Source organism: Lysobacter sp. A286 (genome assembly GCF_054052105.1).
Genome location: NZ_JBSVRJ010000001.1, coordinates 256,669 through 283,401, shown reverse-complemented (window position 1 = coordinate 283,401; position 26,733 = coordinate 256,669). Strand labels below are relative to the sequence as shown.

At 66.7% G+C, this 26,733-nt stretch carries 22 protein-coding genes and 1 other RNA gene; 3 read left to right on the top strand and 20 right to left on the bottom strand.

Features of this window, described 5'->3' with window-relative positions:
- Positions 1-38: 38 nt before the first annotated feature.
- The 3 genes from ACW7G0_RS01320 to ACW7G0_RS01310 form a co-directional block, all read right to left on the bottom strand.
- Entirely contained in the window at positions 39-1,019 is a 981-nt protein-coding gene (locus ACW7G0_RS01320; protein ID WP_456987161.1) for a Nudix family hydrolase, read from the bottom strand.
- Between the two features lie 69 nt (positions 1,020-1,088).
- Positions 1,089-3,860 carry a preprotein translocase subunit SecA gene (gene secA / locus ACW7G0_RS01315; RefSeq protein ID WP_456987160.1) on the bottom strand — a complete coding sequence of 924 codons (2,772 nt, stop codon included), beginning with the start codon at positions 3,858-3,860 and terminating at the stop codon, positions 1,089-1,091.
- A gap of 150 nt (positions 3,861-4,010) precedes the next feature.
- Positions 4,011-4,931 carry a M23 family metallopeptidase gene (locus tag ACW7G0_RS01310; protein WP_456987158.1) on the bottom strand — a complete coding sequence of 307 codons (921 nt, stop codon included), beginning with the start codon at positions 4,929-4,931 and terminating at the stop codon, positions 4,011-4,013.
- A 7-nt stretch (positions 4,932-4,938) separates the two neighbouring features.
- Between ACW7G0_RS01310 and ACW7G0_RS01305 the strand changes: the two genes are divergently transcribed.
- Entirely contained in the window at positions 4,939-5,388 is a 450-nt protein-coding gene (locus ACW7G0_RS01305; protein ID WP_456987156.1) for a DciA family protein, read from the top strand.
- 256 nt (positions 5,389-5,644) lie between these two features.
- On the opposite strand, the gene lpxC is transcribed toward ACW7G0_RS01305, so the two are convergent.
- From lpxC to rsmI, 17 genes are all read right to left on the bottom strand, one after another.
- On the bottom strand, positions 5,645-6,562 hold the full coding sequence (gene lpxC, locus ACW7G0_RS01300) for a UDP-3-O-acyl-N-acetylglucosamine deacetylase (protein ID WP_456987154.1): 918 nt from the start codon (positions 6,560-6,562) through the stop codon (positions 5,645-5,647).
- A gap of 238 nt (positions 6,563-6,800) precedes the next feature.
- Positions 6,801-8,021 (bottom strand): cell division protein FtsZ, encoded by a 1,221-nt coding sequence (gene ftsZ / locus ACW7G0_RS01295; protein WP_456987152.1) that lies wholly within the window; start codon positions 8,019-8,021, stop codon positions 6,801-6,803.
- Positions 8,022-8,089: 68 nt separating this feature from the next.
- Positions 8,090-9,340: a cell division protein FtsA gene (gene ftsA, locus ACW7G0_RS01290; protein ID WP_456962370.1), complete on the bottom strand. Its 1,251-nt coding sequence runs from the start codon at positions 9,338-9,340 to the stop codon at positions 8,090-8,092.
- Positions 9,337-10,083, bottom strand: coding sequence for a cell division protein FtsQ/DivIB (locus tag ACW7G0_RS01285; protein ID WP_456987150.1), 747 nt, complete (start codon positions 10,081-10,083; stop codon positions 9,337-9,339). The genes ftsA and ACW7G0_RS01285 overlap by 4 nt, the downstream gene beginning before the upstream one ends.
- The gene (locus ACW7G0_RS01280) at positions 10,080-11,072 is read right to left on the bottom strand and encodes a D-alanine--D-alanine ligase (RefSeq protein ID WP_456987148.1); all 993 of its coding nucleotides are present in this window, start codon (positions 11,070-11,072) and stop codon (positions 10,080-10,082) included. The genes ACW7G0_RS01285 and ACW7G0_RS01280 overlap by 4 nt, the downstream gene beginning before the upstream one ends.
- Positions 11,069-12,526 carry a UDP-N-acetylmuramate--L-alanine ligase gene (murC, locus tag ACW7G0_RS01275; protein ID WP_456989416.1) on the bottom strand — a complete coding sequence of 486 codons (1,458 nt, stop codon included), beginning with the start codon at positions 12,524-12,526 and terminating at the stop codon, positions 11,069-11,071. Before murC ends, ACW7G0_RS01280 begins: the two co-directional genes overlap by 4 nt.
- A gap of 8 nt (positions 12,527-12,534) precedes the next feature.
- Positions 12,535-13,653 (bottom strand): undecaprenyldiphospho-muramoylpentapeptide beta-N-acetylglucosaminyltransferase, encoded by a 1,119-nt coding sequence (gene murG, locus ACW7G0_RS01270; RefSeq protein ID WP_456987146.1) that lies wholly within the window; start codon positions 13,651-13,653, stop codon positions 12,535-12,537.
- Positions 13,650-14,975, bottom strand: a complete 1,326-nt coding sequence (gene ftsW, locus ACW7G0_RS01265; RefSeq protein ID WP_456987144.1) for a putative lipid II flippase FtsW — start codon at positions 14,973-14,975, stop codon at positions 13,650-13,652. The genes murG and ftsW overlap by 4 nt, the downstream gene beginning before the upstream one ends.
- Complete coding sequence (gene mraY, locus ACW7G0_RS01260; RefSeq protein ID WP_456962375.1) at positions 14,975-16,057, bottom strand: phospho-N-acetylmuramoyl-pentapeptide-transferase; 1,083 nt, start codon at positions 16,055-16,057, stop codon at positions 14,975-14,977. Before mraY ends, ftsW begins: the two co-directional genes overlap by 1 nt.
- On the bottom strand, positions 16,047-17,474 hold the full coding sequence (locus ACW7G0_RS01255; protein WP_456987143.1) for a UDP-N-acetylmuramoyl-tripeptide--D-alanyl-D-alanine ligase: 1,428 nt from the start codon (positions 17,472-17,474) through the stop codon (positions 16,047-16,049). Before ACW7G0_RS01255 ends, mraY begins: the two co-directional genes overlap by 11 nt.
- Positions 17,471-18,943, bottom strand: coding sequence for a UDP-N-acetylmuramoyl-L-alanyl-D-glutamate--2,6-diaminopimelate ligase (locus tag ACW7G0_RS01250; RefSeq protein WP_456989415.1), 1,473 nt, complete (start codon positions 18,941-18,943; stop codon positions 17,471-17,473). Before ACW7G0_RS01250 ends, ACW7G0_RS01255 begins: the two co-directional genes overlap by 4 nt.
- A gap of 38 nt (positions 18,944-18,981) precedes the next feature.
- Positions 18,982-20,808 carry a peptidoglycan D,D-transpeptidase FtsI family protein gene (locus ACW7G0_RS01245; protein ID WP_456989414.1) on the bottom strand — a complete coding sequence of 609 codons (1,827 nt, stop codon included), beginning with the start codon at positions 20,806-20,808 and terminating at the stop codon, positions 18,982-18,984.
- A 134-nt stretch (positions 20,809-20,942) separates the two neighbouring features.
- A complete protein-coding gene (gene ftsL / locus ACW7G0_RS01240; protein ID WP_456962377.1) occupies positions 20,943-21,209 on the bottom strand; it encodes a cell division protein FtsL in 267 nt (88 codons plus the stop codon).
- Positions 21,206-22,168, bottom strand: coding sequence for a 16S rRNA (cytosine(1402)-N(4))-methyltransferase RsmH (rsmH, locus tag ACW7G0_RS01235; protein WP_456987141.1), 963 nt, complete (start codon positions 22,166-22,168; stop codon positions 21,206-21,208). Before rsmH ends, ftsL begins: the two co-directional genes overlap by 4 nt.
- A gap of 11 nt (positions 22,169-22,179) precedes the next feature.
- On the bottom strand, positions 22,180-22,626 hold the full coding sequence (gene mraZ, locus ACW7G0_RS01230; protein WP_456962379.1) for a division/cell wall cluster transcriptional repressor MraZ: 447 nt from the start codon (positions 22,624-22,626) through the stop codon (positions 22,180-22,182).
- Between the two features lie 366 nt (positions 22,627-22,992).
- An RNA gene (rnpB, locus tag ACW7G0_RS01225) (RNase P RNA component class A) lies at positions 22,993-23,358 on the bottom strand.
- Positions 23,359-24,057: 699 nt separating this feature from the next.
- Complete coding sequence (rsmI, locus tag ACW7G0_RS01220; RefSeq protein WP_456989413.1) at positions 24,058-24,891, bottom strand: 16S rRNA (cytidine(1402)-2'-O)-methyltransferase; 834 nt, start codon at positions 24,889-24,891, stop codon at positions 24,058-24,060.
- A 105-nt stretch (positions 24,892-24,996) separates the two neighbouring features.
- Here rsmI and ACW7G0_RS01215 point away from each other — a divergent pair, with 105 nt between their 5' ends.
- Together ACW7G0_RS01215 and ACW7G0_RS01210 are read left to right on the top strand one after the other, a co-directional pair.
- Entirely contained in the window at positions 24,997-26,367 is a 1,371-nt protein-coding gene (locus ACW7G0_RS01215; RefSeq protein WP_456987139.1) for a penicillin-binding protein activator, read from the top strand.
- Entirely contained in the window at positions 26,351-26,731 is a 381-nt protein-coding gene (locus ACW7G0_RS01210; RefSeq protein ID WP_456962381.1) for a YraN family protein, read from the top strand. The genes ACW7G0_RS01215 and ACW7G0_RS01210 overlap by 17 nt, the downstream gene beginning before the upstream one ends.
- Positions 26,732-26,733 lie beyond the last annotated feature (2 nt).

Genomic DNA, 26,733 nt, shown 5'->3' with positions numbered 1-26,733 from the left:
GGCGCATTGTTAATGCGCCATGGCACAGCCGACCGGCGCTAAACGGTTCCCGTCGGCCAAAACGCGCGGATGGCGGCGATGCCCTGGGCGCCGTGTAGGCGGGCGGCGGCGAGGTCATCGGGGCCGAGGCCGCCGATGCCGTACAGCGGCAGGCTGACGTGCTCGCGCAGGCGGGCAAAGCCGTCCCAACCGATGCCTGCGGCGCCGGGATGGCTGGCGGTGGGCTTGATGCTGCCAAGGACGGCGAAGTCGCAACCGAGTACTTCGGCGGCGCGGAGGTCTTCAATGGTGTGGCAGGACGCGGCGAGAAGGGCGCCGTCGGCGACCGGGCGGGTTGTCGCGGACGATAGTTGCGCCGCGCGCAGGTGCAGGCCAATGCCAAGCGCGCTCGCCAGTGCGGCATCGCCGTTGACCAGCACCTCCGCACCGGCGGCAAGACAGCGCGCTGCCGCCGTGGCGGCCAGTTCCGGCCAGCGCTTGGGATCCGCACTCGGCGCGCGCAACTGGACCCGGCGAATGCCCTGGGCGAGTGCGCGATCCAGCGCATCCAGCCATTCCTCTTCTGCAAGTGCTGGCATCGTTGGGCCGATATCCGGCGTCACCAGATACAGCTCCGGCTGCAGCAACGCGGCGACGACCGGGCGGTCGGCAGGCGGCATCGGATAGCTGGACAGTTTGTGCGGGGGGACCCAGGCCAGCGCCTGGCCTTCGCAGCCACGGGGGCGTCCGCGCCACTGGACGATCTGGCGGACGTCCAGGGTCAGCCGCTTGTCGGGGTAGATCTGCGGGACCTTGATCAACGCCGCGCCGACGTCGACCTGGATACCGAGTTCCTCGTCCAGCTCGCGCGCGAGAGCGGCTTCGGCCGATTCACCGGGGTCGACCTTGCCGCCGGGAAACTCCCACCGCCCGGCCAGGTCACGACCTTCGGTGCGCCGGGTCAACAGGATCCGGCCACGGGCGTCGCGGATGACGCCCGCGACGACCTGGACGACGCGCGATGGAGGGTCGCCGGTCATCGGGTCAGGGAGGCGGCGTCGCTGGATTGGCGCGCGCCCTCATGGTCGCGCGCGCTTGGTGAAGGCTCGTCAGGCCAGCTGTCCATGGCAATGCTTGTATTTCTTGCCGCTGCCGCAGGGGCACGGTTCGTTTCGACCGACCTTGGGCAATGCCGGATCAGCGGCCTGACGCGCCAGACCCGGGCCACCGGCCTGGGCGATGGCGGCCTGTGCCTGCTCGGCCTCTTCATCGGCGCCGTAGCCACCCGCCGAAGCATGCTGGAACTGCATGTTCCGGGCCTGCGCCTCGGCCTGCGCACGCTCCTGGGCTTCCAGCGCGGCGACTTCCTCCTCGCTGCGGATGCGCACCCGCGCCAGCATCGTGATGACCTCGCGCTTGACCTTCTCCAGCATGTCGCTGAACAGGATGAACGCCTCGGACTTGTACTCCTGCTTGGGCTGCTTCTGCGCGTAACCGCGCAAGTGAATGCCCTGGCGCAGGAAGTCCATCTGCGCCAAGTGCTCTTTCCAGCTCTGGTCGAGGACGTTGAGCATGATGTGCTTCTCGAGCATGCGCGTGGTATCGGGACCCAACTGCAACTCGCGCTCGGCAACGTGGGCAGCCACCTGCTCGCTGACGTACTCGGCGATGGCCTCGGCATCGATCTCGGCGTTGTCGCGCACCTTGCCCTGTACGTCCACCCGCAGGTTGAAGTCGTTGACCAGCGCGGTTTCCAGCCCCGGCAGGTCCCACTGCTCGTCAATCGAGTTGAGCGGCACGTAGCGCGACACCAGTTCGGCAACCACGTCGTCGCGGATGTTGTCGATGTTTTCCTTGACGTCCTGCGCCTCCAGCAACTCGTTGCGCTGGCCGTAGATCACCTTGCGCTGGTCGTTGTTGACATCGTCAAAATCCAGCAGGTTCTTGCGGATGTCGAAGTTGTGCGCCTCGACCTTGCGCTGCGCGCTGGCGATCTGCTTGGACACCAGCGGGCTTTCGATGATGTCGTCTTCCTTCAGGCCCATCCGGGTCATGACCCGCTGCACCCAGTCGGCAGCGAAGATGCGCATCAGGTTGTCTTCCAGCGACAGGTAGAAGCGCGACGACCCCGGGTCACCCTGGCGTCCGGCGCGACCGCGCAGTTGGTTGTCGATCCGTCGCGACTCGTGGCGCTCGGTACCCACGATGTGCAAGCCGCCGGCGGCCTTGACCGCGTCATGGCGTTCCTTCCATTCGGCCTTCAGGCGCGAGCGGGTGACCTCGTCGACCGGCTCGCCGGTCTCGGCCTCGATCTGCTCGATCTCGTTCTCCCACGACCCGCCCAGCACGATATCGGTACCGCGACCGGCCATGTTGGTGGCGATGGTGATCGCGCCGGGCCGGCCGGCCTGGGCAACGATGGTCGCCTCACGCTCGTGTTGCTTGGCGTTGAGCACTTCGTGGTCGATGTCGGCCTCGCGCAGCTGTTGGCTGAGCATTTCGGAGACCTCGATGGAGGTGGTTCCCACCAGCACCGGCTGGCCTTTCGCGTGCGCTTCCTTGATCTCGGCCGCTACCGCGCGGTACTTGCCGGCGCGGTTGAGGAACACCGCATCGGCACTGTCCTTGCGCTGCACCGGACGGTTGGGCGGGATGACCACGACCTCCAGCGAGTAGATGCTCTCGAACTCGAACGCCTCGGTGTCCGCAGTACCGGTCATGCCGGCAAGCTTGTTGTACATCCGGAACAGGTTCTGGAAGGTGATCGACGCCAGGGTCTGGTTGTCGCGCTGGACCGGCACGCCCTCCTTCGCCTCGACCGCCTGGTGCAGACCGTCCGACCAGCGCCGCCCGGCCAGGGTGCGGCCGGTGAACTCATCGACGATCACCACCTCGCCATCGCGGACGATGTAGTCCACGTCACGCTGGTAGATCGCATGGGCGCGCAAGGCGGCATTGAGGTGATGGACGATGGCGAGGTTCTGCGGCGAGTACAGCCCGCCCTCCTCCTCGTTCGCATCGAGGATGCCGGCATCGCGCAGCAACTGCTCGGCGTTCTCCTGCCCGGTCTCGGACAGGTGCACCTGCTTGCCCTTTTCGTCGACCCAGTAGTCGCCTTCGCCTTCCTCTTCCTTCTGCCGTGTCAGCGACGGCACGATCCGGTTGGTCTTGATGTACAGCTCGGGGGAATCTTCGGCAGGGCCGGAGATGATCAGCGGCGTGCGCGCTTCATCGATCAGGATCGAGTCGACCTCATCGACAATCGCGAAATTCAGGCCGCGCTGGTGGCGGTCCTCCTTCGACAGCGCCATGTTGTCGCGCAGGTAGTCGAAGCCGAACTCGTTGTTGGTGCCGTAGGTGATATCGGCGTTGTAGGCCTCGGCCTTGTCGCCGTGCGGCATGCCCGGGTAGACCACCCCGACCGACAGGCCCAGGAAGTTGTACACCTTGCCCATCCACGCCGAGTCGCGCCGGGCCAGGTAGTCGTTGACGGTGACCAGGTGCACGCCATCGCCACTGAGGGCGTTGAGGTAGACCGGCAAGGTGCCGACCAGGGTCTTGCCCTCACCGGTGCGCATCTCGGCGATCTTGCCCAGGTGCAGGACCATGCCGCCAACCAACTGGACGTCGTAATGACGCATCCCCAGCACCCGGCGGGAGGCTTCGCGACAGACGGCAAATGCTTCCGGCAGGATCTGATCGAGGGTGGCGCCATCGACCAGGCGCTGCTTGAACTCGGGGGTCTTGGCTTGCAGCTCGGCGTCGCTGAGCTTCTCCATCTCCGGCTCAAGCGCGTTGATCTTGATCACGGAGCGTTGCAATTGGCGCAGCAGGCGGTCATTGCGGCTGCCAAAGACGCGAGTAAGCATGTTGTTGAGCATTGATTGGTCCAGAACGAATCAGGCGAGCGCGACACCACGGAAGCAAGATTGCATCGCGAAAACGAAAACAGGGCGCTGGGCACCCTGTCATGGCAAAGCCTATTCTAGCGTGGGGGCGCGCAGACGCCTATCAAGGGGCCAATGGCGATCTCAGCCCCGCAGCGGAGAACGCTGGGCGAGAAACTTCTTGGGGTTGACCACCCGGCCGTCCTGCCAGACCTCGAAGTGCACGTGGGCCCCGGTGGAGCGCCCGGTGGAACCGGCCTTGGCGACTTGCTGCCCGGCGCGGACCAGCGCACCCACCTTGAGACTCAGCTTGGAGTTGTGGGCATAACGGGTCACGTAGCCGTTGCCGTGGTCGATCTCCACGGTGTTGCCGTAGCCGGAGCGGCGACCGGAGAAGCTGACCACGCCATCGGCCACGGCCATCACCGGATCGCCGACATTGGCTTCGAAGTCAATGCCCTTGTGGAGCGCGCGGCCGCCACGGATCGGGTCGGCCCGATAGCCGAAGTTGGAGGTGATGTAACTGTCGATCGGCTCGCCCGAAGGCACCGAGTTCATGTCCAGCTGGCGGTTGAACAGCAGCGACTCCAGTACCGACAGCTGCTCACCGGAGGCCTGGAACTGCGCGCCCAGGTCTACCAGGCCTTGGTTGAGCTCGCTCTTGGGCATGTCCTGGACGATGCCGCCGCCACCAATACCCACCGGCTTGTTGAAGTTGAACTCGCCATCCTGCAGTTGACCGATGCGGGTCAGGCGCTCACCCAGGGCATTGAGCCGGTTGGCCTCGGCCTGCAGTTCGCCCAGCCGGGCCGCCAGGGCGTTGATCTCGCGTTGCGCCTCGGCCTGGGTGGTCTGCAATTGCGTCTGCTGCACATCCACCTGGTGGCGCAATGACAGGTTGCCGGCAACCCCGGCACCAATGCCGAGCGCCAGACCACCGCCCAGCAGCAACGCGGCGCTCGGGCCGGGGCGTTGCAACGCCTGTCGGGTCACGCCGTCCAGCAGGCGTTGCGCCATTGACGCCCACCTGCCACGCGATTTGTTTACGATGTCTTGATAGGTCATAGGTCCAATGTCTGATTCCCGATCCAACCCGCCGCGTCGTCCATCGACTCCTGTTGCAGCGCTTGATGCGCTGCTGGCAGAGCCGGCTGGCGACCCGATTCGTCGTGCCCTCTGGCTCGACGAGTTGGACCGTCGTTTACGCCCCCTCCTGCCGCCCCCGCTTGCCGCGCATGCGCGACTGGCGAATTACGAGCGCGGCAGGCTCGTGTATTTGGTTGACTCCCCGGTGTGGCGGACGAAATTGCGTCTACTTGCTCCGGAACTGTTGGCGGGTGCCCGATCAATTGGGCTGGGTGTGACCGAGTTCACCATCAAGACGAGCCTCATATCCAGTGCGCCCCCCCAACCAGCGCCCCGGAAACCGGTCACCATGTCCGCCGCTGCACACCAAGCGTTGCAGGCCGCGCTGGCGTCGTTGAAGCCTCCCAATCCGGACAAGCCCGACGACGCCGGATGAGCACTTGTTCCCGCTGGCATGGTGTATGCCGTGAAGATCAAGTGAGCACCGACGTCGCATGCTAAAGCTCCGAAACCCTCAATTTGTTAAGGATTCAGAAGTAGTTTGTATATAAGTCGTTATTTCGACGTCATGGGTTCACTTCCGTGACGACGCGCACGGCGCACTCGCGCCCGCGTGCAACTCGTCCATCACCATCAACCGCAACGTCGCTGAATCCCGCTCCCGAAACCGGAAGCCTTGCGAGGTAGTGCGATCACACCAGTGATGGAATGCCGTAGGCCACCGATACGGCCTCTGGTTCCTCAGCGCCGGGGTAGCTGACGATCTCCCAGGCGGCTTGTTCAGCCAGCAACGCGCGCACCAGCTTGTTGTTCAGCGCATGGCCAGACTTGAAGCCCTCATAAGCCCCGATGACCGCATGGCCCGCCAGGTACAGGTCACCAATGGCATCAAGGATCTTGTGGCGGACAAATTCGTCGGCGTAGCGCAGCCCGTCCTCGTTGAGGACCCGGAACTCATCCAGCACGATGGCGTTGTCCATCGAACCGCCCAGCCCGAGGTTGCGCTCGCGCATGTATTCCAGGTCGGTCATGAAGCCAAAGGTGCGGGCGCGGCTGACTTCCTTGATGTAGTTGCTGGTGGAGAACTCGACTTGCGCACGTGACTGCGAATCGGGGATTGCCGGGTGGCGGAACTCCACGGTAAAGCCGACCCGGAAGCCCTCATAGGGTTCGAACCGGGCGGTCTTGTCGCCATCACGCACCTCGACCGGGTGCTTGATGCGGATGAACCGCTTGGCCGCGTCCTGCTCGGCAATGCCGGCGGACTGCAACAGGAAGACGAACGGACCGGCCGAGCCGTCCATGATCGGCACTTCCGGTGCCGACAGGTCGATGTAGGCGTTGTCGATGCCCAGGCCTGCCAGCGCGGACATCAGGTGCTCGACCGTCTGCACGTTGGCGGGGCCAAGGCTGAGTCCGGTGCACAGGGTGGTCTCGGTGACCAGATCGGCGCGCGCGGGGATCTCGACCACCGGATCCAGGTCGATACGACGGAATATGATCCCGGAGTCAACCGGGGCCGGGCGCAAGGTCAGGAAGACCTTCTCGCCACTATGCAGGCCTACGCCGGTGGCGCGGGTGACGTTCTTGAGGGTGCGCTGACGCAGCATGGGTATAGGGCAGGCCTTGTGACGGAATTATTGCAGCGCGCAAGATTAACACGCAGTCCCGCTACCTCCGGTCAATCCGGGGGCTGGGCTGGCCCAGGAGCCGGCCGAGGAAAATGACCGGTCACCGCCCGTCGGGCAGGTGACCGGTCCAAACGTCCCGCGCAATCAAGCCACGGGACCAATCGAACTGGACATTGGCGTTACTTTTCGGGTCAGCAGGCCCGATCAATCAACGTGATCAATCTGCCTGCCGGCGCAGGAATGCCGGGATATCCAGATAGTTGGTGTCGTTGCCGAATTCCGCCGCGGCCGGAGCCGAAGACGGCATCTCGGAGTGCGACTGGGCGGAACTGCTGCCACGCAGGCTGCCGCCGAAGCTCGGCATTGCCGGTGAGACCGCATCGTCCATCGGGAACTCCGGCTCGCCGGTACTGCCGTTGCGTACCAGTTGGATCGGCGGACGGTTGCCCTCGCCCGGACGGGTCTGGCGCACGACGGCGCGGTTCAGGCCGGTCGCGACCACGGTGACGCGGACCTCGTCCTGCATGTCCGGATCCAGCACGGTGCCGATGACCACGGTCGCATCCTCGGACGCAAACGCCTCGACGGTGCGGCCGACTTCGTCGAACTCGGCCATGGTGAAGTCCGGGCCGGCGGTGATGTTGACCAGGATGCCGTTGGCGCCGGACAGGTTGATGTCGTCCAGCAGCGGGTTCTGCACCGCCGCCTCGGCCGCCGCCTGCGCACGGTCGTCGCCGCGGGCGGAGCCGCTGCCCATCATCGCCAGGCCCATCTCCGACATCACGGTGCGCACGTCGGCGAAGTCAACGTTGATCAGGCCGGGACGCACGATCAGGTCGGCGATGCCCTGCACGGCGCCCAGCAGCACGTCGTTGGCGGCACGGAAGGCCTGGATCATGGTCGCGTTTCGGCCCAGCACGGTGATCAGCTTCTCGTTGGGGATGGTGATCAACGAGTCGACATGATGGCTGAGCTCCTCGATGCCCTTGAGCGCGACCTGCATGCGTCGGCGGCCTTCAAACGGGAACGGTTTGGTCACCACCGCGACGGTCAGGATGCCCATCTCCTTGGCCAGCTGCGCGACCACGGGGGCAGCGCCGGTGCCGGTACCGCCACCCATGCCGGCGGTGATGAACACCATGTCGGCGCCCTCCATCGCGTCCATCAGTCGCTCACGGTCTTCCAGTGCGGCCTGGCGGCCGACCTCCGGATTCGCGCCTGCGCCCAGGCCCTTGGTGACGTTGGTGCCAAGTTGCAGCTGCAACTTCGCACCGCAGTTCTTGATTGCCTGCGAGTCGGTGTTGGCGGTGATGAACTCCACCCCATCGACGTTGTTGCTGACCATGTGGGCAACCGCGTTGCCGCCGCCACCCCCGACGCCGATCACCTTGATGATCGCATTGGGGGCCATGTTTTCTACCAGTTCAAAGTGCGCCATGTCCGTGTCCTCGTATGTCTAGTTATGTAGTGCTGGGTGTCGCGTGGTGCTGCGTCTTGCGGGGGAACTCAGAACTGGCCGCGATACCAGTCCTTGAGCTTGTTGAAAATTGATCCGGCCCGGCCGGTATTGATCACCGGCCGGCGCGGGTTTTCGATCTGGCTGCCCATCAGCAGCAGGCCGACGCCGGTGGCATGGACGGGATTGCCCACCACCTCGCCCAGGCCGGTGACGTGTTGCGGGATGCCGACGCGAACCGGCATCTGCAGCATTTCCTCGGCCAGCTCGACCACGCCTTCCATCTTTGCGGCGCCGCCGGTCAGGACCATGCCGGCCCGGACGTGCTGCTCGAAGCCGCTGCGGCGCAGTTCGGCCTGGACCATCTCGAAGATTTCCTCGTAGCGCGCCTGCACCGCCTGAGCCAGTGACGCCCGCGGCATCCGGCGCGGCGGGCGGTCGCCCACCGACGGCACCTGGATCGACTCCTCGGCCGTGGCCATCTGGGCAAGCGCACAGGCGTAGCGAACCTTGATCTGCTCCGCATCCGGCGTCGGTGTGCGCAGCATGTGGGCGATGTCTTCGGTGACCTTGTCGCCGGCGATGCCGAGGCTGGCCGAGTGGGCGATCGCGCCCTGCACGAACACCGCGATGTCGGTGGTGCCGGCACCAATGTCGACCAGCACCACGCCCAGCTCGCGCTCGTCACTGGTCAGCACCGCGTTGCTGGACGCCAGTACACCCAGGATCAGGTTGTCCACCTGCAATCCGCAGCGCTGCACGCACTTGCTGACGTTGGCCGCGGCCGATTGCGCGCAGACCACAAGATGGGCATGCACCTCCAGGCGCACGCCGGTCATGCCGACCGGGTTGCGGATGCCTTCCTGCGAATCGTCGAGCACGTAGTCGCGCGGGATCGCATGCAGGATCCGCTGGTCGGCCGGGATTGCGACCGCCTTGGCGGCTTCCAGCACCCGGTCCAGGTCGCCGAAGGTGACTTCACCGTCACGGATCGGCGCGATGCCCTGCGAATTGCGGCATTGCACGTGGCTGCCGGAGATCGATGCATACACCGAGCGGATCTCGCAGCCGGCCATCAGCTCGGCTTCCTCGATCGCGCGCTGGATCGACTGCACGGTCGACTCGATATCGACCACCACGCCGCGGCGCAGCCCGCGCGATTCGTGCGAGCCGATCCCGATCACCTCGATCGGGTTGTCCGGCCCGCTGTATCCGGGGGTGTACTCGCCCACCAGCGCGACCACCTTGGACGTGCCGATGTCGAGGCCGACGATCAATGATTTGTCACCCTTGCGATTCATGTGTTTCCCTGCTTGTCCGCGGCCGGGTCGCGCGGGGTTGATTGGTTGCTCGCGGCCCAGGTCAATGCGAAGCCATTGGTGTAACGAAGGTCGGCGCGGACCAGCGCCTGCTCCTGTTGCCCGAGCAGCTGTGGCATCAGGCGCACGAAGCGTTCGATCCGGGCATGGGCCTGGTTGCGCCCGAGCACCACCTGGGCCCCGTTGCCCAGACCCAGGGTCCAGCTGCCGCGCGGATCCAGCAGCACCACGCGGACGTCCAGCCCGATCGGGCTGAACAAGCTGCGCGACTCGTTGTAGAGCGCCACCACGTCCTTGATCCGGGACTCGGGGCCATCCAGTTGCGGCAGGCCTTCGGGTATCTCGATGCCTGCGGCCGGGAACAACCGGCCATGCTCGGACAGCAACTGGTCCTCGCCCCATCGCGCATACGGCACGTGCTCGATCACCTGCACTTCCAGTACGTCCGGCCAACGCTTGCGAACCTCGGCGTGCTCGACCCACGGCAGCGCGGCAATTGCGGCGCGCGCATCATCAAGACGCACGGCAAAGAACCCCTGGCGTGCATACGGCAGTACGGTCTGGCGCAGCAGCGCCTCGTCCACGCGCTCAAACTGGCCGGTCGCGCGCAACTTGGTCAACGGCCACTGGTCCGCGCCCACCCAGCCGTTGAGCACGGCCGCGACCGGCAGCACGACCAGCGCTACCGCGAGCAGCCAACCCAGCAGGCGCAGCAGCGCATTCACCGGTGCGAGCCCTCCTGCATCGATGACTCCAGCACGCGCCAGCACAGCTCTTCGAAGTCGATCCCGACCTGGCCGGCCGCCTTGGGCACCAGCGAGTGGCTGGTCATCCCCGGCGCGGTATTCACTTCCAGCAGGTGGAACGCGCCGGTGCTGCGATCGCGCATGACATCCACCCGTCCCCAGCCCTGACACCCGGCGGCTTCGAAGGCGGCCAGTGCAATCCGGCGGATCTCGTCTTCGGCATCGTCCTCTAGGCCGGGACACAGATACTGGGTGTCATCGGCCACGTACTTGGCGTTGTAGTCGTACCACTCGCCCCTGGGCACGATGCGGATCGACGGCAGCGCGTAATGGGTACGGCCATCGCCAAGGATGCCGACCGTCAGCTCGTCGCCGACCACCATCTGCTCCATCAGCAACTCGCCCGGATAGCGCGCCGCCAGCTCCACCGCCTCGTCCAGGCCGGCTTCGTCCAGCACGCGCGAGATGCCGACGCTGGAGCCCTCGCTGGACGGCTTGATGATTACCGGCAGGCCCAGCTCGCGCGCCGCGCGGTGCACGTCCTCGCGGCTACGGCCGGCACCTTCGGCCAGGCACTGGTAGCGCGGCGTTGGCAGCCCGACGCTGAGCCAGACCTGCTTGGTGCGGATCTTGTCCATGCTCAACGCCGAGCCGAGTACGCCGGAGCCGGTGCAAGGCACGCCAAGCGCCTCCAGCAGGCCCTGCAATACGCCATCCTCGCCACCGCCCTTGTTGCCGTGCAGGATGTTGAATACCCGGTCGACCCGGCCGTTGCGCACCGCGTCGACCAGTGCCGGGATGCCGTCGATCGCGAACGCGTTGATGCCGCGCGCCTGCAGGGCTTCCAGTACGTTGCGACCCGAATCCAGCGAGACCTCGCGCTCGGCACTGGTGCCGCCCATCAGGACCGCGACGCGGCCAAAGCCGACCGGGTTCGTTACCCGCGGCGGGGGCAATGCGGTACTCATGGTTGGCCCTCCCGTGCATCCATAGGCTCGGCGTTGACGAAACCGTGTGTCGCAATCTGCTGGGCGGCCTGGCCGATGTCGCCGGCACCCATCAGCAGCAGCAGGTCGCCGTCCTCGAGTACGTCGCCCAGCACGCTGGGCAGTTCGTGTGCGGCGCCCACCACCACCGGATCAACCCGGCCGCGTGCACGGATCGCTCGCGCCAGCGCCTTCTCGTCGGCACCGGCAATCGGCTGCTCGCCGGCGGCGTAGACCTCGGTCAGCACCAACGCATCGACGCTGGACAACACCGCTGCGAACTCATCGAACAGGTCGCGGGTACGGCTATGGCGATGCAGCTGGAATGCGACCACCAGCCGCTTGTCCGGCCAGCCGCCGCGGGCAGCGGCAAACACCGCCTCCAGCTCCCGGGGGTGGTGGCCGTAGTCATCGACCACGGTGACCATGCCGCCCTTGGGCAACGGGGTCTGGGAGAGCAGGTTGAAGCGCCGGCCAATCCCGGCGAACCCCTCCAGCGCGCGGCTGATCGCGCTGGGTTCGACGCCCAGCTGCCAGCCCACCGTCGCCGCGGCCAGGGCGTTGAGCACGTTGTGCTCGCCCGGCAAGGCCAGGGTCACCGGGCAGCGCGCACCATCGGGCAGGCACAGCTCGAAGTGCATCCGCGCACCCTGCTGGGTGACGTTCTCGGCGCGCACGTCGGCGTCGGCGGACAAACCGTAAGTCATCACGTGGCGCGGGGTGCGCTCGGCCAGCGCGGCGACTTCCGGATCATCGATGCACAACACCGCCAGTCCATAGAACGGCAGTCGCAGCATGAACTCGCCGAATGCGGCCTGGACGTTGGCGAAGTCGCCGCCGTAGTTCTCCAGGTGATCCGCGTCAATGTTGGTGACCACCGCGATCTGCGGGCTCAGGCGCAGGAAGCTGCCGTCGCTCTCGTCGGCCTCGGCCACCAGCCAGTCGCCGCTGCCCAGCCGGGCGTTGGCGCCGGCGGCGAGCAGCTGGCCACCGATCACGAACGTCGGGTCGATACCACCTTCAGCGAGCACGCTGGCGGTCAGCGAGGTGGTGGTGGTCTTGCCATGGGTGCCGGCGACGGCGATGCCGCGCTTGAAGCGCATCAACTCGGCCAGCATCTCCGCACGCGGCACCACCGGGATGCGTTGCGCGCGCGCTTCCAGCAATTCCGGGTTGTCGGCCTTGATCGCGCTGGAGACCACCACGCAATCGGTGCCCAGCACGTTGGCGGCGGCATGGCCGCGGTGCACGGTGATGCCCAGGCCGGCCAGCCGACGGGTGACGGCGTTGTCGGCCTGGTCCGATCCTGATACCTGATAGCCCAGGGTGCTCATGACTTCAGCGATACCGCTCATGCCGGTGCCGCCGATGCCGATGAAATGCACCCGCGGAAAGGCCTGGGCGAGATCGCCGCTGTGTTGCAGGCGGCGGCGCACGGTAGTGCTCATGCAGCGGGCTCCTGTTGGGAATGATTCGAGTCGGGATCCGATTGCCGCTGCACGATGTCCGCGACCCGCGCCGCAGCATCGGGCCGGGCCAGCGCGCGCGCGGCCTGGGCCAGGCGCAACAGGTCCGCGCGATTGGCAAGGTCCTGCAGGGTGTCCGCCAGGCGCGTGGCCAGGTCATCCGTGCCTTGCGGCAGCAGTTGCGCCGCGCCCCGGTCGACCAGGTACTGCGCGTTGCGGGTCTGGTGGTCGTCGACGGCTTGCGGGAACGGCACCAGCACGCTGCCCACGCCAACCACGCACAGCTCGGCCAGGGTCAACGCGCCGGCGCGGCATACCACCAGGTCGGCCCAGCCATAGGCATCGGCCATGTCGGCGATGAACGGCTCGACGCTAGCGGCGATCCCGGCATCGGCATACCGGCGCTCGGCATCGGTCTGTTGCTGCGCTCCGCACTGGTGGCGGACCTCGAACCGGATCTGCTCGCGAACCCGGCCCAGCGCCTCTGGCACCGCATTGTTGAGGGCACGCGCGCCCTGGCTGCCGCCCAGCACCAGCAGCCGCAATGGCCCCTCGCGACCGGCAAAGCGATGCTCGGGGCCGGCCACCGCGGCAATCTCGGCGCGCACCGGATTACCCACGACCATCTCGTTGGCGAACGTATCGGGAAAGCCGGTCATCACGCGCGCGGCCAGCCGAGCCAGTACCCGGTTGGTCATGCCCGGCGCGCGGTTTTGCTCGTGGACCAGCAACGGCACACCGGCCAACCTGGCAGCCAGGCCACCCGGACCGGCCGCGTAGCCACCAAAACTGATCACCACCCGCGGCTTGCGCGTACGCAGCACGGCGGCGGCCGCACGCACGGCGCCAGCCACCTTGTATGGCGCGACCAGCAAGGTGCGCAGTCCCTTGCCTCGGACACCGCGCACCGCGATGGTGTCGATCTGGATACCGTGCTCCGGCACCAGGCGCGTCTCCATACCGCCCTCCGCGCCCAGCCACGTCACCGGCACACCGCGATCAAGCAGCTCCCGCGCCACGGCCAGTCCCGGGAAGATGTGTCCTCCGGTGCCGCCGGCGAGGATCATCACCGGATGTGATTGCAGGGCCGCATTCATGCCAGGCCTCCGAAGGTCGGCTCGACGCGACCGCGTAGGCGGCTGGTGCCGCGAGCGGTGCTGGCCGTGACTTTCCCAACCGGTACCGATGCGGGCGCGCGGACGCTGGCGGTCGACGGCTCGGAACCGTCCGCCGTCGCGGCGCTCGACTTCTCGCCGCGCAGGCGCGCGACCTGGCGCTCGGCGCGGTCCAGTTCATAGGACACCCGCAACAACAGACCCATGGCCGCGCAGGTCATCAACACGCTGGAGCCGCCCGACGAGACCAACGGCAACGTCAGGCCCTTGGTCGGCAACAGGCCCAGGTTGACGCCGATCGAGACGAAGCTTTGCAGGCCGATCCACAAGGCGATGCCGAAGGCGCAGTAGCCGGAGAAATGACGACGCATTTCCACGCACTTCAAGCCCAGCCACAGTGCCCGTCCGACCAGCAACGCGTACAGACCGATCACCGTGCATACGCCGACGAAGCCCAGCTCTTCCCCGATCACCGCGAGGATGAAATCGGTGTGCGCTTCGGGCAGGTACGACAGCTTCTGCACCGAGCCGCCGAGACCGACGCCGAACCATTCACCGCGACCGACCGCCATCAAGGCGTTGGTCAACTGGTAGCCGGAGTTGAACGGATCCGCCCACGGATCCAGGAACGAGGTCAGCCGCCGCACGCGGTAGGGCTCGGCGATCGCGACCGCCGCCAGCGCCGGCAGCAACACCAGCACCGGGCCGAACATCCGCGGCATGTTGACCCCGCCCAGCACCAGCATGCCGCCGGTGATCGCCAGGATCAGCGCGAGCGAACCGAAGTCGGGCTGGAAGATCAACAGCACCACCATCAGCAACGCCACGCCAAGCGGCTTCAGCATCGCAGTCCAGGTGGCGGTTACTTCATCGCTGTAACGCTTGAGATAGCTGGCCAGCCAGATGATGTAGAGCAGCTTGACCGCCTCGACCGCCTGGAAGCTGGACACCCGCAGGTTGATCCATCGGCTGGCGCCGTTGACCTCGTCGCCGATACCGGGAATGAACACCGCGACCAGCAAGCCGAAGCAGGCCAGCAGCAACCATTGATTGAGGTTCTCGACCGTCTTCAGCTCGGTGCGCATCAGCCACAACCCCAGCCCCGCGCCGATCCCGAGGAAGGCAACGTGCCGGACCAGGTAGTGGAACGGGCCAACGCCGTAGTCGATCGCGATCGCGATGGAGCTGGAACCGACCATCACCACGCCCAGGCACGCAAGCGCGCACACCACCGCGAGCAGCCAACGGTCGTAGTGACCGTTGATCGCGTCGAGGCGGGTTGCCTGGTGCGTGGTGTCGTTCATCAGCGCACCTTCAAAGTCGCCAGGCCGACCAGCACCAGCACCACCGAGATGATCCAGAAGCGCACGATCACCCGCGGCTCCGGCCAGCCCTTGAGCTCGAAGTGGTGGTGGATCGGCGCCATCTTGAACACGCGCTTGCCGGTGAGCTTGAACGAGGCGACCTGGATCATCACCGACAGCGTCTCGATCACGAACACGCCGCCCATGATCACCAGCACCAGTTCCTGGCGGACGATGATCGCCACCGTTCCCAGCACCGCGCCCAGCGCCAGCGCGCCGACATCGCCCATGAACACCATCGCCGGGTAGGTGTTGAACCACAGGAACCCGAGCCCGGCCCCGGCAATCGCCGCGCAGATGATCACCAGCTCACCTGCCCCAGGCACCGGCGGGATCTGCAGGTACTCGGAGAACACCGCGTTGCCCGAGACGTACGCGAACACCCCCAGTGCACAGGCGACCAGCACGGTCGGCATGATCGCCAGACCGTCCAGCCCGTCGGTCAGGTTGACCGCATTGGAGAAACCGACAATCCAGAAGTAGGCAACCACGACCAGCCCGACCCCCATCGGGAAGGCCAGTTCCTTGAACATCGGGATGTAGAACGTGGTCGCCGCAGGCACGTCGGCGGTGAGGTAGAGGAACACGCCTGCCGCCAGTCCGAAGATCGATTGCAGCAGGTATTTCCAGCGCGATTTCATGCCGTTGGGATCGCGCTTGACGATCTTCATCCAGTCGTCGTACCAGCCGATCGCGCCGAACGCGACCATCACCGCCAGCACCACCCAGACATAGCGGTTGCGCAAGTCGCCCCACAGCAACACCGAGGCCAGCACGGTCAACAGGATCAGCCCGCCACCCATGGTCGGGGTGCCGGCCTTGGAGAAATGCGACTTGGGCCCGTCGGTCCGGATCGGCTGGCCGCCCTTGTACATGGCCAGTTTGCGGATCACTGCGGGCCCCCACCACAACGACAGGGCCAACGCGGTGAGCGCGCTCAGGATGCCGCGGAACGTCAGGTAATTGAACAATCCGAACAGGCTGTCCAATTGTTCCAGCCAGCGAGCCAGTTCAAGCAGCATCGATGTTGTCCTCCGGACCTTGTGGGCGTTGTCCATACAGCAACGCGGTCACGATCTTGTCCATCGCGCTGCCGCGCGAACCTTTCACCAGCACGCGGATCGGCGTTGCGGCCGGTGTTGCCGCTCCGGCCACCGCGCCGGCCTGCGCCAACGCGCGCCGCAATGCCGTGGCCAGCGCGTCGTGATTCGGGTACTCGTCACCGCCGTCGCCAAATGCGCGCGCTGCCGCGGCACTCAGTTGGCCAAGCGCGAACACACGTGTGATGCCGGCCGCCTTTGCATGGCGCCCGGCCTGGGCGTGCATGGCTTCGGCGTCGACGCCCAGCTCACGCATGTCGCCCAGCACCAGCCAACCCTCGCCCGGCGCTTCGGCCAGCGTGTCGATGGCGGCGGCCAATGAGCCGGGGTTGGCGTTGTAGCTGTCGTCGATCAACACCGCGTTGTTGTCGAGGCCGCGGGTGACCAGCCGCCCGGCAACCGGCTCCGCGGCGTCCAGGCCCTGCGCGACCATCTCCAGGGACACGCCCAGCCCGATCGCCAGCGACGCGGCGGCCAACGCGTTGCGCACGTTGTGGCGTCCGTGCAGCGCCAGCGTGATCGCCACCTCGCCGTCGGGAGCGACCAGGGTGAAGTGCGAACCTGCCGCGTTCACCGCAATGTCGCGGGCGCTGATATCGGCGCTGGCATCAAGGCCGAAACGGATCAACCGGCGCCCGTGCGCGCGCTCGGCAAAATACGGTGCAAAGGCATCGTCGGCGTTGATCACCGCCACCCCATCCAGTGGCAGCGCATCGTAGATTGCCGCCTTGGTGTCGGCCACGCCCAGCAGGCTGCCCATCCGTTCCAGGTGGGCGGGGGCAACGTTGTTGACCAGGGCGACGTCGGGACGGGCGATCGCGGCCAGGTAGGCAATGTCGCCTGGCTTGCCGGCACCCATTTCATAGATCGCGAACTGCGCATCGTCCGGCGCGTCGATGACCGCCAGCGGCAGGCCAATTTCATTGTTGTGGTTGCCCGGGTTGGCATGGGTCGAACCGGCCCGCCTCAGGATCTCCAGCAACAAGGCCTTGACGCTGGTCTTGCCGTTGCTGCCGGTGATAGCCACCACCCGGGTGCTGCGTGCGCGTTGCAGGGCACCCGCCAGTTCACCCAGCGCGCGTTCGGTATCTGCGACCAACACCTGCGGGATGGCCACATCGACCGGGCGCGATACCAGCGCCGCGGCGATGGCATTCGACGCCGCAGCGGCCAGATGATCGTGGCCATCGAAGTGCTCGCCCTTGAGCGCGACAAACAGGTTGGCTCCCGTCGCCGGCAACGCCCTGGTGTCGGTGACGATCGCGTCGATCACCAGGTCGTCGCCCTGCAACCGGCCCCCGCTCATGCGTGCGATATCGGACAGCTGGAGACGCTTCATGGGCGATCCCCCAGTGCGGCCCGCGCCACCAGGGTGTCGTCGAAAGGGTGTCGCACGCCGGCGATTTCCTGGTACGGCTCGTGACCTTTTCCCGCCACCAGCACGATGTCGTCCGGCCCGGCCTCGCCCACCGCCCGCGCGATCGCCGCGGCGCGGTCGCGCTGCACGATGACGGCGCCGGGGTTGGCGAAACCGGCCATGATCTCGGCGACGATCGCATCGCCGTCCTCATCGCGCGGATTGTCGTCGGTGACGATCACCACGTCGGCGTGCGCCTGGGCAATGGCCGCCATCTGCGGCCGCTTGCCGCGGTCGCGTTCACCGCCGCAGCCAAACACGCAGACCAGGCGCGCAGCGGCGTGGGCCTGCAACGAGACCAGCGCCTGCTCCAGCGCGTCCGGCGTGTGGGCGTAGTCAATCACCACCAGGGGCTGACCGGCCGCGCCGCCGAGCCGGTTCATCCGGCCGTGAACCGGTTGCAGCCGAGACAAGGTGCCGGCAATGGTGGCCGGCTGCTCGCCCAACGCGAGCAAGGCGCCGGCGACGGCAAGCAGGTTGTCGACGTTGAATCGACCCAGCAGCGGTGAACGCACCGGGTGGCATTCATCGCCGGTCGGCGTGCGCATGGCCAGCTCGAATGCAATCCCGGCGTTGTCCAGTTGCAACGCCTGCGCCTGCACCATCGCGTCGGGATTGCCGCGTGAACTCAGTCCGATGCCCCGCAGCCCTTGCGCCAGGGCCTCATGCATCACCCGGCCGTAGGCGTCGTCCAGGTTGATCACCGCGGCGCGCAATCCCGGCCACGCAAACAGCAGCGCCTTGGCCGCGCCATACGTCGCCATGTCGCCGTGATAGTCGAGGTGGTCGCGGCTGAGGTTGGTGAACACCGCCACGTCGAAATGCACCGCATCCACGCGGCCCTGGTCGAGCGCGTGCGAGCTGACCTCCATTGCCACCGCCTGCGCACCGGCGTCGTGCAGTTCGGCCAGCAGCGCATGCACCTGCAGCACCAGCGGCGTGGTGAAGCCGGTCGGGACGACCTGCCCGCCTATGCCAACCCCCAGCGTGCCGATGCTGGCGCCGCGCCGGCCGAGCAGCTCCCAGGCCTGAGCGAGCAGTTGCACGACGGAGGTCTTGCCGTTGGTGCCGGTGACGCCAACCGTGTCCATGCCGGCGCTTGGATAGCCGTGGAAGCGGTCGGCCATTGCGCCCATCCGTGCACGCAGGCCCGGCACCGCAATCGCATCGGCGGGCGCCGGAATGGCTTCGGATGCCGGCGGCTCGAACAGGATCGCGCTGGCCTTGGCCGCCCGTGCCTGCTCGACAAACTTCAAGCCATGGGTGCCGAAGCCGCCGATCGCCACGAAAGCGTCACCGGGCCTGATCGCCCGGCTGTCCTGGACCAGGCCACTGATGATCCGGTCCGGTGCGATACCGGCGACGTCCGGCAACAGCTCGGCCAGCGGCATGCGGCGAGGCGGCTTGCGACGAGGTGTATGAGCGGCGGTCACCGTGCACCTCCCTGGCGTGATGACACTGCCGGCGACGTTGCGGACACATCCACCGGGTCGGGCAAGTCGGACTGCGAGGCGACGGTCACGGTGGGGTCGGGCAACACCGGCGCGTCCTCGGCCAGCTTGCCGCCATTGGCCTTCAGTCGCTTGGCGCGCGCCGCCGATTGCGCGGCCAGCCAGGTCTCGATGTCGTCCGGTGGCACGTCCATCAGCCGCAAGGCGCCTTCCATCACCCGCTTGAACACCGGTGCCGCAGTCGCGCCGCCGCCATAACCATGGCCGGCGCTGGCATCAGGCTCATCGATGATCACCACCATCGCGAAGCGCGGATTTTCCACCGGCACCACGCCGGCGAACAACGCCACATACTCGTCCGAATACCCGCCGCTGGCGCTGAACTTGCGCGAGGTGCCGGTTTTGCCGGCGACGTGGTAGCCCAGGATCGCGGCGTTGGTCGCGGTGCCGCCGGTCTCGGTCACCGTCTGCATCGCCCTCAGCACCTGATGCGCGATCTCCGGCTTGACCGCCTGCTCCGATTCATTGCGCTGGCCCTTGACGAACGTCGGTGCGATCACCCGGCCACCGTTGGCCAGCGAGGCGTAGGCCACCGCAATCTGCAGCGGGGTCGCCGAAAGCCCATAGCCGTAGGCCATGGTCGCCTTGGTGGTGCCGCTCCACTGCCGGGGCGCGGCCAGCAGGCCGGACGCCTCGCCGGGAAAGCCGCTGCCGGGCTTGCTGCCGTAACCAAAGCGATGGATGACGTTGTAGAAGTAGTCGTCGGGCATCGCCAGCGCCAACTTGGCCGCACCGACGTTGGAGCTTTTGGTCAGCACGCCGGTGACCGTCAGCGCACCGTAGTTGCGATAGTCGTTGATGGTGTAACGGCCGTTGCGCATGTAGCCCGGCGAGGTGTCGACGATGGTGGTCGGGGTGACCCTGCCGCTGGACAGCGCCGCGGCGATGGTAATCGGCTTCATCGTCGAGCCCGGTTCCACCACGTCGGTAAGGGCACGGTTACGGCGGGCATCACCACGTCCGCCGTCCAGCTGATTGGGGTTGTAACTGGGCAGGTTGGCCATTGCCAGCACCTCGCCGGTATCCACATCCAGGATCACCACCGAGCCGGCCGACGCCCGCGCCTGCTCGATCCCGCGGCGCAACTCACGGAACGCCAGGTACTGGATCCTGCGGTCGATCGTCAGGGTCAGGTCATGGCCGGGCTGTGCCGGCCGGATCAGGTCGACGTTCTCGATGATCCGGCCCTGGCCATCGCGGATCACCCGCTTGGAGCCCGGCGTGCCACTCAGCCAGTCGTCGAACGCCAGCTCCAGGCCTTCCTGCCCACGATCATCGATATTGGTGAACCCCAGCACATGCGCCATCGCCTCGCCCTGGGGGTAGAAGCGACGGAACTCGCGCTGCGAGAACACGCCGGGGATCTCGTGGCCCAGGATCTGGCGCGCCCGGCTCGGATTGATCCGGCGCTGCAGGTACATAAACTCCTTGTCCGCACGCTGGCTGAGCTTGCGTGCCAGCTCGTCGGCCGGCACGCCCAGCACCTTGGCCAGCTCGGGAATCCGGTCGGGGTATTGCAACAGCTCCTGCGGGTTGGCCCATACCGATTCCACCGGCGTCGACACCGCCAGCGGTTCGCCATTGCGGTCGGTGATCATGCCGCGCGAGGTCGCAATGGGGATCTCGCGCAGCGCGCGCGCGTCGCCCTGGCGGACGTAGAAATCGTTGTTGAACACCTGGACATCAAGCGCGCGGCCGACCAGCGCGATCGAACACAAACCAAGCGTGCCGCCCACCAGCGCCATGCGCTTGCGGACGTTGTAGTGCGTTCGGCCACGCGTGGCGGCGCCATCACCGCGACCGAGGTAGGCCTGCAGCCAGGCCCAGCGCGAACGCTCACGCGACGACTGTGCACCCCGCGCGCGCCGGCCATTGGCCCTCATGGCCGGATCACCACGATTTCCGCGCCTTCGGGGAGCTTCATCCCCAGTCGATCACGCGCAATCTGGTCGATACGATTGCTCTCGGCCCAGGTCGCCTGCTCCAGTTGCAGACGGCCAAAATCAATGTCGAGCTCGTCGCGCGCCTTCTCCAACTGGCTGAGCTGGACGAACAGCACCCGGTGGCGATGACGCGCATGCACCACCGCAAGGGCCGACACCAGGTTGGCGACCACCAGGACGATCAGCAGCAGGCGCAGCGTCATGCTGCCTCCTGCACGGGAAGTTTCTCGGCCACGCGCAACACCGCCGAGCGCGAGCGCGGATTGGCCGAAGTTTCGTCAACCTCGGCTTTCCGGGCACCGCCGATCGCCAGCAGGACCGGCGTGAAATCGACCTCCGGCATGCGCCGGTTGCCAGGCGGAGCTTTGGCGTGGCGGTTGATGAACTGCTTGACGATCCGGTCTTCCAGCGAATGGAAGCTGATCACCACCAGCCGGCCGCCGGGCTTGAGCCGCCCCAGCGCCGCGTCCAGCCCGGCCTCCAGGTCGGCAAGCTCGCGGTTGATGAAGATGCGGATCGCCTGGAAGCTGCGCGTGGCGGGATGGATTTTGTCCTTGCCGCGCGGCATCACCGAGGCGATCAGCTCGGCCAGCTGGGCGGTGCGGAGGATCGGCTGTTCCTCACGCCGGGCGACGATGGCGCGCGCGATCTTGCGCGACTGGCGCTCCTCGCCATGGGTCCACAGCACGTCAGCGATCTCGCGTTCATCGGCCATGGCCAGCCATTGCGCCGCGCTCAGGCCCGTATCGGGATCCATGCGCATGTCCAGCGGGCCATCCTTGCTGAAACTGAAACCGCGCTCGGCGACATCCAGTTGCGGCGATGAGACGCCCAGATCGAGGAGGATGCCGTCCAGCGCCCCATCGCCCAGAGCCGCGCCCGCACCGGGCGCGCCCCAGTGCGCCATGTCGGCGAAGCTGCCACGGAAGATCGCCACCCGCGGGTCGTCGCCAAAATCGCGCTCGGCGACCGCGATCGCATCGGGATCCTTGTCCATCAGCAGCAGCCGTCCGGCTGGCCCCAGCCGCTCGAGCACACCGCGCGCGTGACCTCCACGGCCGAACGTGCCATCCAGGTAAGTGCCATCCCCACGCACCTGCAGGCCATCCAGCGCCTGCCGATACATCACGGGAAGGTGGCCGGAAGTCGCTGCGCGCTCCATGCCACCGCCCGTCATAGCTGCAGGTCGAGCAGCTCGTCACTCAGATCGTCATCAGAAATTGTCTGATGGATCTGTGCGTGATGCGCCTGCTCGCTCCACAACTCGAACTTCTCATCCATCCCCAACAAGATGGCCTTCCGCTCGATTCCCACCGCGGCGCGATGGCTGGCCGGAATGGTGATGCGGCCATTGCCATCCAGCTCCACGAAGCTTGCCGCACCGACCAGTTTCAGCTGCATGGAGCGATTGACCTTCTTCGCCCTGGGCAGCTTGTTGACCTCTTTGCTGATGCGCTCCCATATCGCTACCGGGTACAGATACAGGCAGCCGGACTCGAACGGGTTGTAGGTGACGACCAACCGGTTGCCACAATCACGCGCAACAAGGTCCCGATGGGCGGTGGGAATCGCCAATCGGCCCTTGTCGTCAATAGTGATGGCGGTCTCGCCCTGGAACATTGCACACCTTCGCGTTGGCCCGCCTCTGCGGACGGTTCGCCTGTCGGACAACCGGGGCTGGAATCCGGCTGCAACCATCGAAAACCACAAAAAACCCGGTTTTCCCTCTGATGACCACCTTATGCACCACCCTTGGGGTTGTCAACAAAATTCCCGGCGTATTTCGCCTGTCGGATCAATGGCTTGCGCAACACTTCATAGTCTTGGTCAAGAGTTATCCACTAACCCTTGTTTCGTCTCATATTTTGAGACTGACGGGTTCAAGACAGATGTGAAATTCGGTTCAGGAAACCGGCCGGCCGGCCACCGCAGCGCGCGCCGGGCAGCGGGATGTGCGCCGCGGAAGCGGCGTGGTGTGGAAAAAAGTGGCGGAGCCGGCCGATAAGCCGGGTTCTGTCTTGGACAGTCATTCCTCTAGGCGCATCGTCACCGATACGCTCGAGCAACCTACCCGGACCCGACGCGGGCAGCGCCATTAGGTCCCTATTTGGTCTTGCTCCCGGTGGGGTTTGCCATGCCGGTCTGTTGCCAGACTCGCGGTGCGCTCTTACCGCACCGTTTCACCCTTGCCACGCATCCCGAAGGACCGTTCGGCGGTCTACTCTCTGTTGCACTTTCCGTCGGCTCGCGCCGCCCAGGAGTTACCTGGCACCGTGCCCTGTGGAGCCCGGACTTTCCTCGGCACCGCCGCGGGTAAACCCGCTGCGATGACGCGACTGTCTGGCCGACTCCGCCACGCGCAGTTTAGCGGTTGCGCGATGGTTGCGGGGGGATTGCTCGATGTTCGGGCGGTGTCTGGTTCAGAGCCAAGAGCGGGCTTCGGGAGGGTCGTGGCGCAGGAGCTGTGCTTCGGAGGGTTCGGCGTGCAGGAGGCGGCCGGCGGGGGGATTGCTCCAGCCCTTCATCAGGGCATCCTGCCCTGAGGCGGGCCGCGGGCCATCCATGGCCCGCTTTTCCGCAATCCCCCCACCGTCCACCTCCTTCCTGACTTTGCTGACTTCGGGAAAGGCGAAGAGCACGCGTCGGGGCGTTTCGCCACATCCACGAGAGTGCATTTTTGTAGGGTCTCCCAAGTCAGGAGCTCCTCGCCGCTCCAGGGGCTCGGAACGCCACGACTCGGTATCTACAACGGGGGGGAGTCGCTTCGCGCGGATCGTCTACGACCAACCCGCTCTCACTGAAACAAGGCCGCGACATCCCAGACCCCGTGCGGCGTCCTGTCCGGGCATTGCGGAGAGTGCGCCATGGATGGCGCACGGCGGTGAGTGCGGCCATGGATGGCCGCCCGAACCGAGTAGCAATGCCCGGACAGGGCGCCGCCCCCACCGAAGCCCACACACTCCACCGCTGTTGCTGCTGTTGCTGCTGTTGCTGCTGTTGCTGCTGTTGCTGCTGTTGCTGCTGTTGCTGCTGTTGCTGCTGTTGCTGCTATCAATCCGAACCCGTCGCGCCATATAACGCCTTGCGCGACGCGCCACTCAGATCGGCGGCCAGTTTGGCTGCGGTCGAGGGCGGCAGATGCTCGGACAGTTTCAGGTACAGCCGCCGACCCTCGACCAGCTTCGCCTCGACGTCGTCGCCCAGTCCTTCCACGACCAGCACGAACTCGCCCTTGCGCTGGTTGGCATCGGCTTGCACCGCCGCCAGCAACGCCGCCAGGTCGCCATCGAGCACCGTCTCGAACAACTTGGTCAACTCACGCGCCAACACCGCTGGACGCCAGGCACCGAACGCGGCAACGAAGTCGACCAGCGATTCCTCGATCCGGTGCGCGGACTCGTAGAAGATCAGCGTGCGTGTCTCGGCTGCCAACCGCGCCAGCCGCTCGCGCCGCGCGCCCACCTTGGCCGGCAGGAAGCCCTCGAACGCGAACCGGTCGGAGGCAATGCCGGCCACGCTCAACGCCGCGATCGCCGCACAGGCACCGGGCACCGGCGACACCCGCACCCCGGCCGCGCGCGCGGCGCGGACCAGGCGAAAGCCCGGGTCGCTGACCAGCGGGGTGCCGGCATCCGATACCAGCGCCAGCGATTCGCCGGCCTGCAGGCGGGCGACCAGCTGATCCGCCTGCGCCTCCTCGTTGTGCTGGTGCAGCGCCAGCAATGGCCGCTCAAGCCCGAAGTGCGACAGCAACTGGCGGGTATGCCGGGTGTCCTCCGCGCAGATCGCATCGACCTGCCCCAGCACCTCCAGCGCGCGCGCGGAAATATCACCCAGGTTACCGATCGGGGTGGCGATGACGTGCAGGGTGCCGGGCTTGTGCATCATCACGATGGTAAGGATGCCGGCGTCTTTGCACCACTTCCCGGCATGGCCGGTAGAATCGTCAAGGTCCCCACTGGAACGCCGCACCGCGGCGAGCGCATGCCGATGAGCACACACCTCCGACGTCCCCGGCGCACCTGGCTGTTCGCCCTGACCATCATCGCCGTCCTGTTGGGCGGCTGCGTTTCGATGTCCCCGCAAACCTCGACGCGGACCGGGCAGGACGCCATGCATCCACTGGTCGCACAGGCGGGTGAGTTGCTCCGGGCCGGCGCTGGCAACCCGCAGATTGACGCACTGCTGGCCCAACTGGACGACGACACCCTTGCCAGCCAGGCGGCTGCGCTGGCGGTCGGGGACCCGCTCTACAACCACCTCGCACGCGCACTGCTCAGCCGCGGACTGGCGCTGCCAAGGCCGCTGGACCGCGGCCGTTGGCAGTTCGATGCAAGCAACCGCCCTGCGGCCGACGACCGCGACGGCTACCGGCCGCCGGTGAAGCTCGGCGTGTTGTTGCCATTGTCGGGAGGCATCTCGGCCGCCGCCGCGCCGGTGCGCGACGGTTTCCTCGCCGGCTATTACGCGGAATCCCGGCGCCGGCCGGAAGTGGCGTTCTACGATACGCACGGCACGGCCGGTGGCGCGGTGGCGGCCTACGACCAGGCCGTGGCGGCGGGCAACGATTTCGTGGTCGGACCATTGTCGCGCACCGGTGTCGACGCCTTGTTCCGTCGCGCCGCCCTGCCGGTACCGGTGCTTGCGCTCAACCATGGCGAGGTCGCACCGCCGGCAGGCAATGCCAGCTTCTCGTTGTCACCGGAAGACGAGGGCATCGCCGCCGCCGACCTGCTGGTCAAGCGCGGCGCAAAACGCGTCCTGGTGGTGGCCGATAGCGACGACCAGGCGCGCCGCTCGGTCGCGGCGCTGCGCGAGCGGCTGACCGGACAAGGCGTGGTGGTGACCGATGTACTCAGCGCCGGGGTGGCCGACCTGACGCCGTTTGTACAGAAAGAAGGCGGTGTCGACGCGATTTTCCTTGCCCTGCGCGGCAGTGCCGCACGCGAACTGATGCCGCGGCTGGCCATGGCAGGACTGGCTGGGAAGCCGATGGTGGCAACGTCGCAATTGATTTCCGACACCGGCGAGACGGACCAGGACCGGGTCCTGGATGGCATCGCGTTCCCCGGCGGCACCTGGACCAGCGGCGGTCACGTGCCCGGCCTGCCGTCTGCGGCCAGTGCCGCAAAAACCGTGTCGACCGCACGCGGCGGTGCGGCTCGGCTGTTCGCCTTCGGCTACGACGCCTGGCTGCTCACTGCCTACCTGGATCGCCTGTCGCAATCGGCCGATGCCTACGTCGCCGGCGCCACCGGTGCGCTCAGCATCGACGCCTCCGGCAATGTCCAGCGCGTTCCTGCCTGGCTGACCTTCAGTGGCGGGATCGTCGTACCGCTGGGCAATGGCAACCGTTACTGACCGGCGCCAGCGCGGTGCCGCGGTGGAAGCCGCGGCCCGCGACCACTTGCAGCAATCGGGCTTGCGTCCGGTTGCCGCCAACGCCAGTTACCGCCTGGGCGAGATCGACCTGGTGATGCTGGACGGCGACACCCTGGTGTTCGTGGAGGTGCGCTACCGCCGCGATGACCGCTTCGGTGGTGGGGCCGCCTCGGTCGACTGGCGCAAGCAGCGCAAGCTGGTACGCGCCGCGCAGATGTTCCTGCTGCGCCACCCCCGTTATGCCGATGGCCCGTGCCGGTTCGACGTGGTCGAGGCCGATGGCGACCCGGAATCCCCGCGCCTGAACTGGCTGCGCGATGCATTTCGCGCCGACGATTGCTGAGC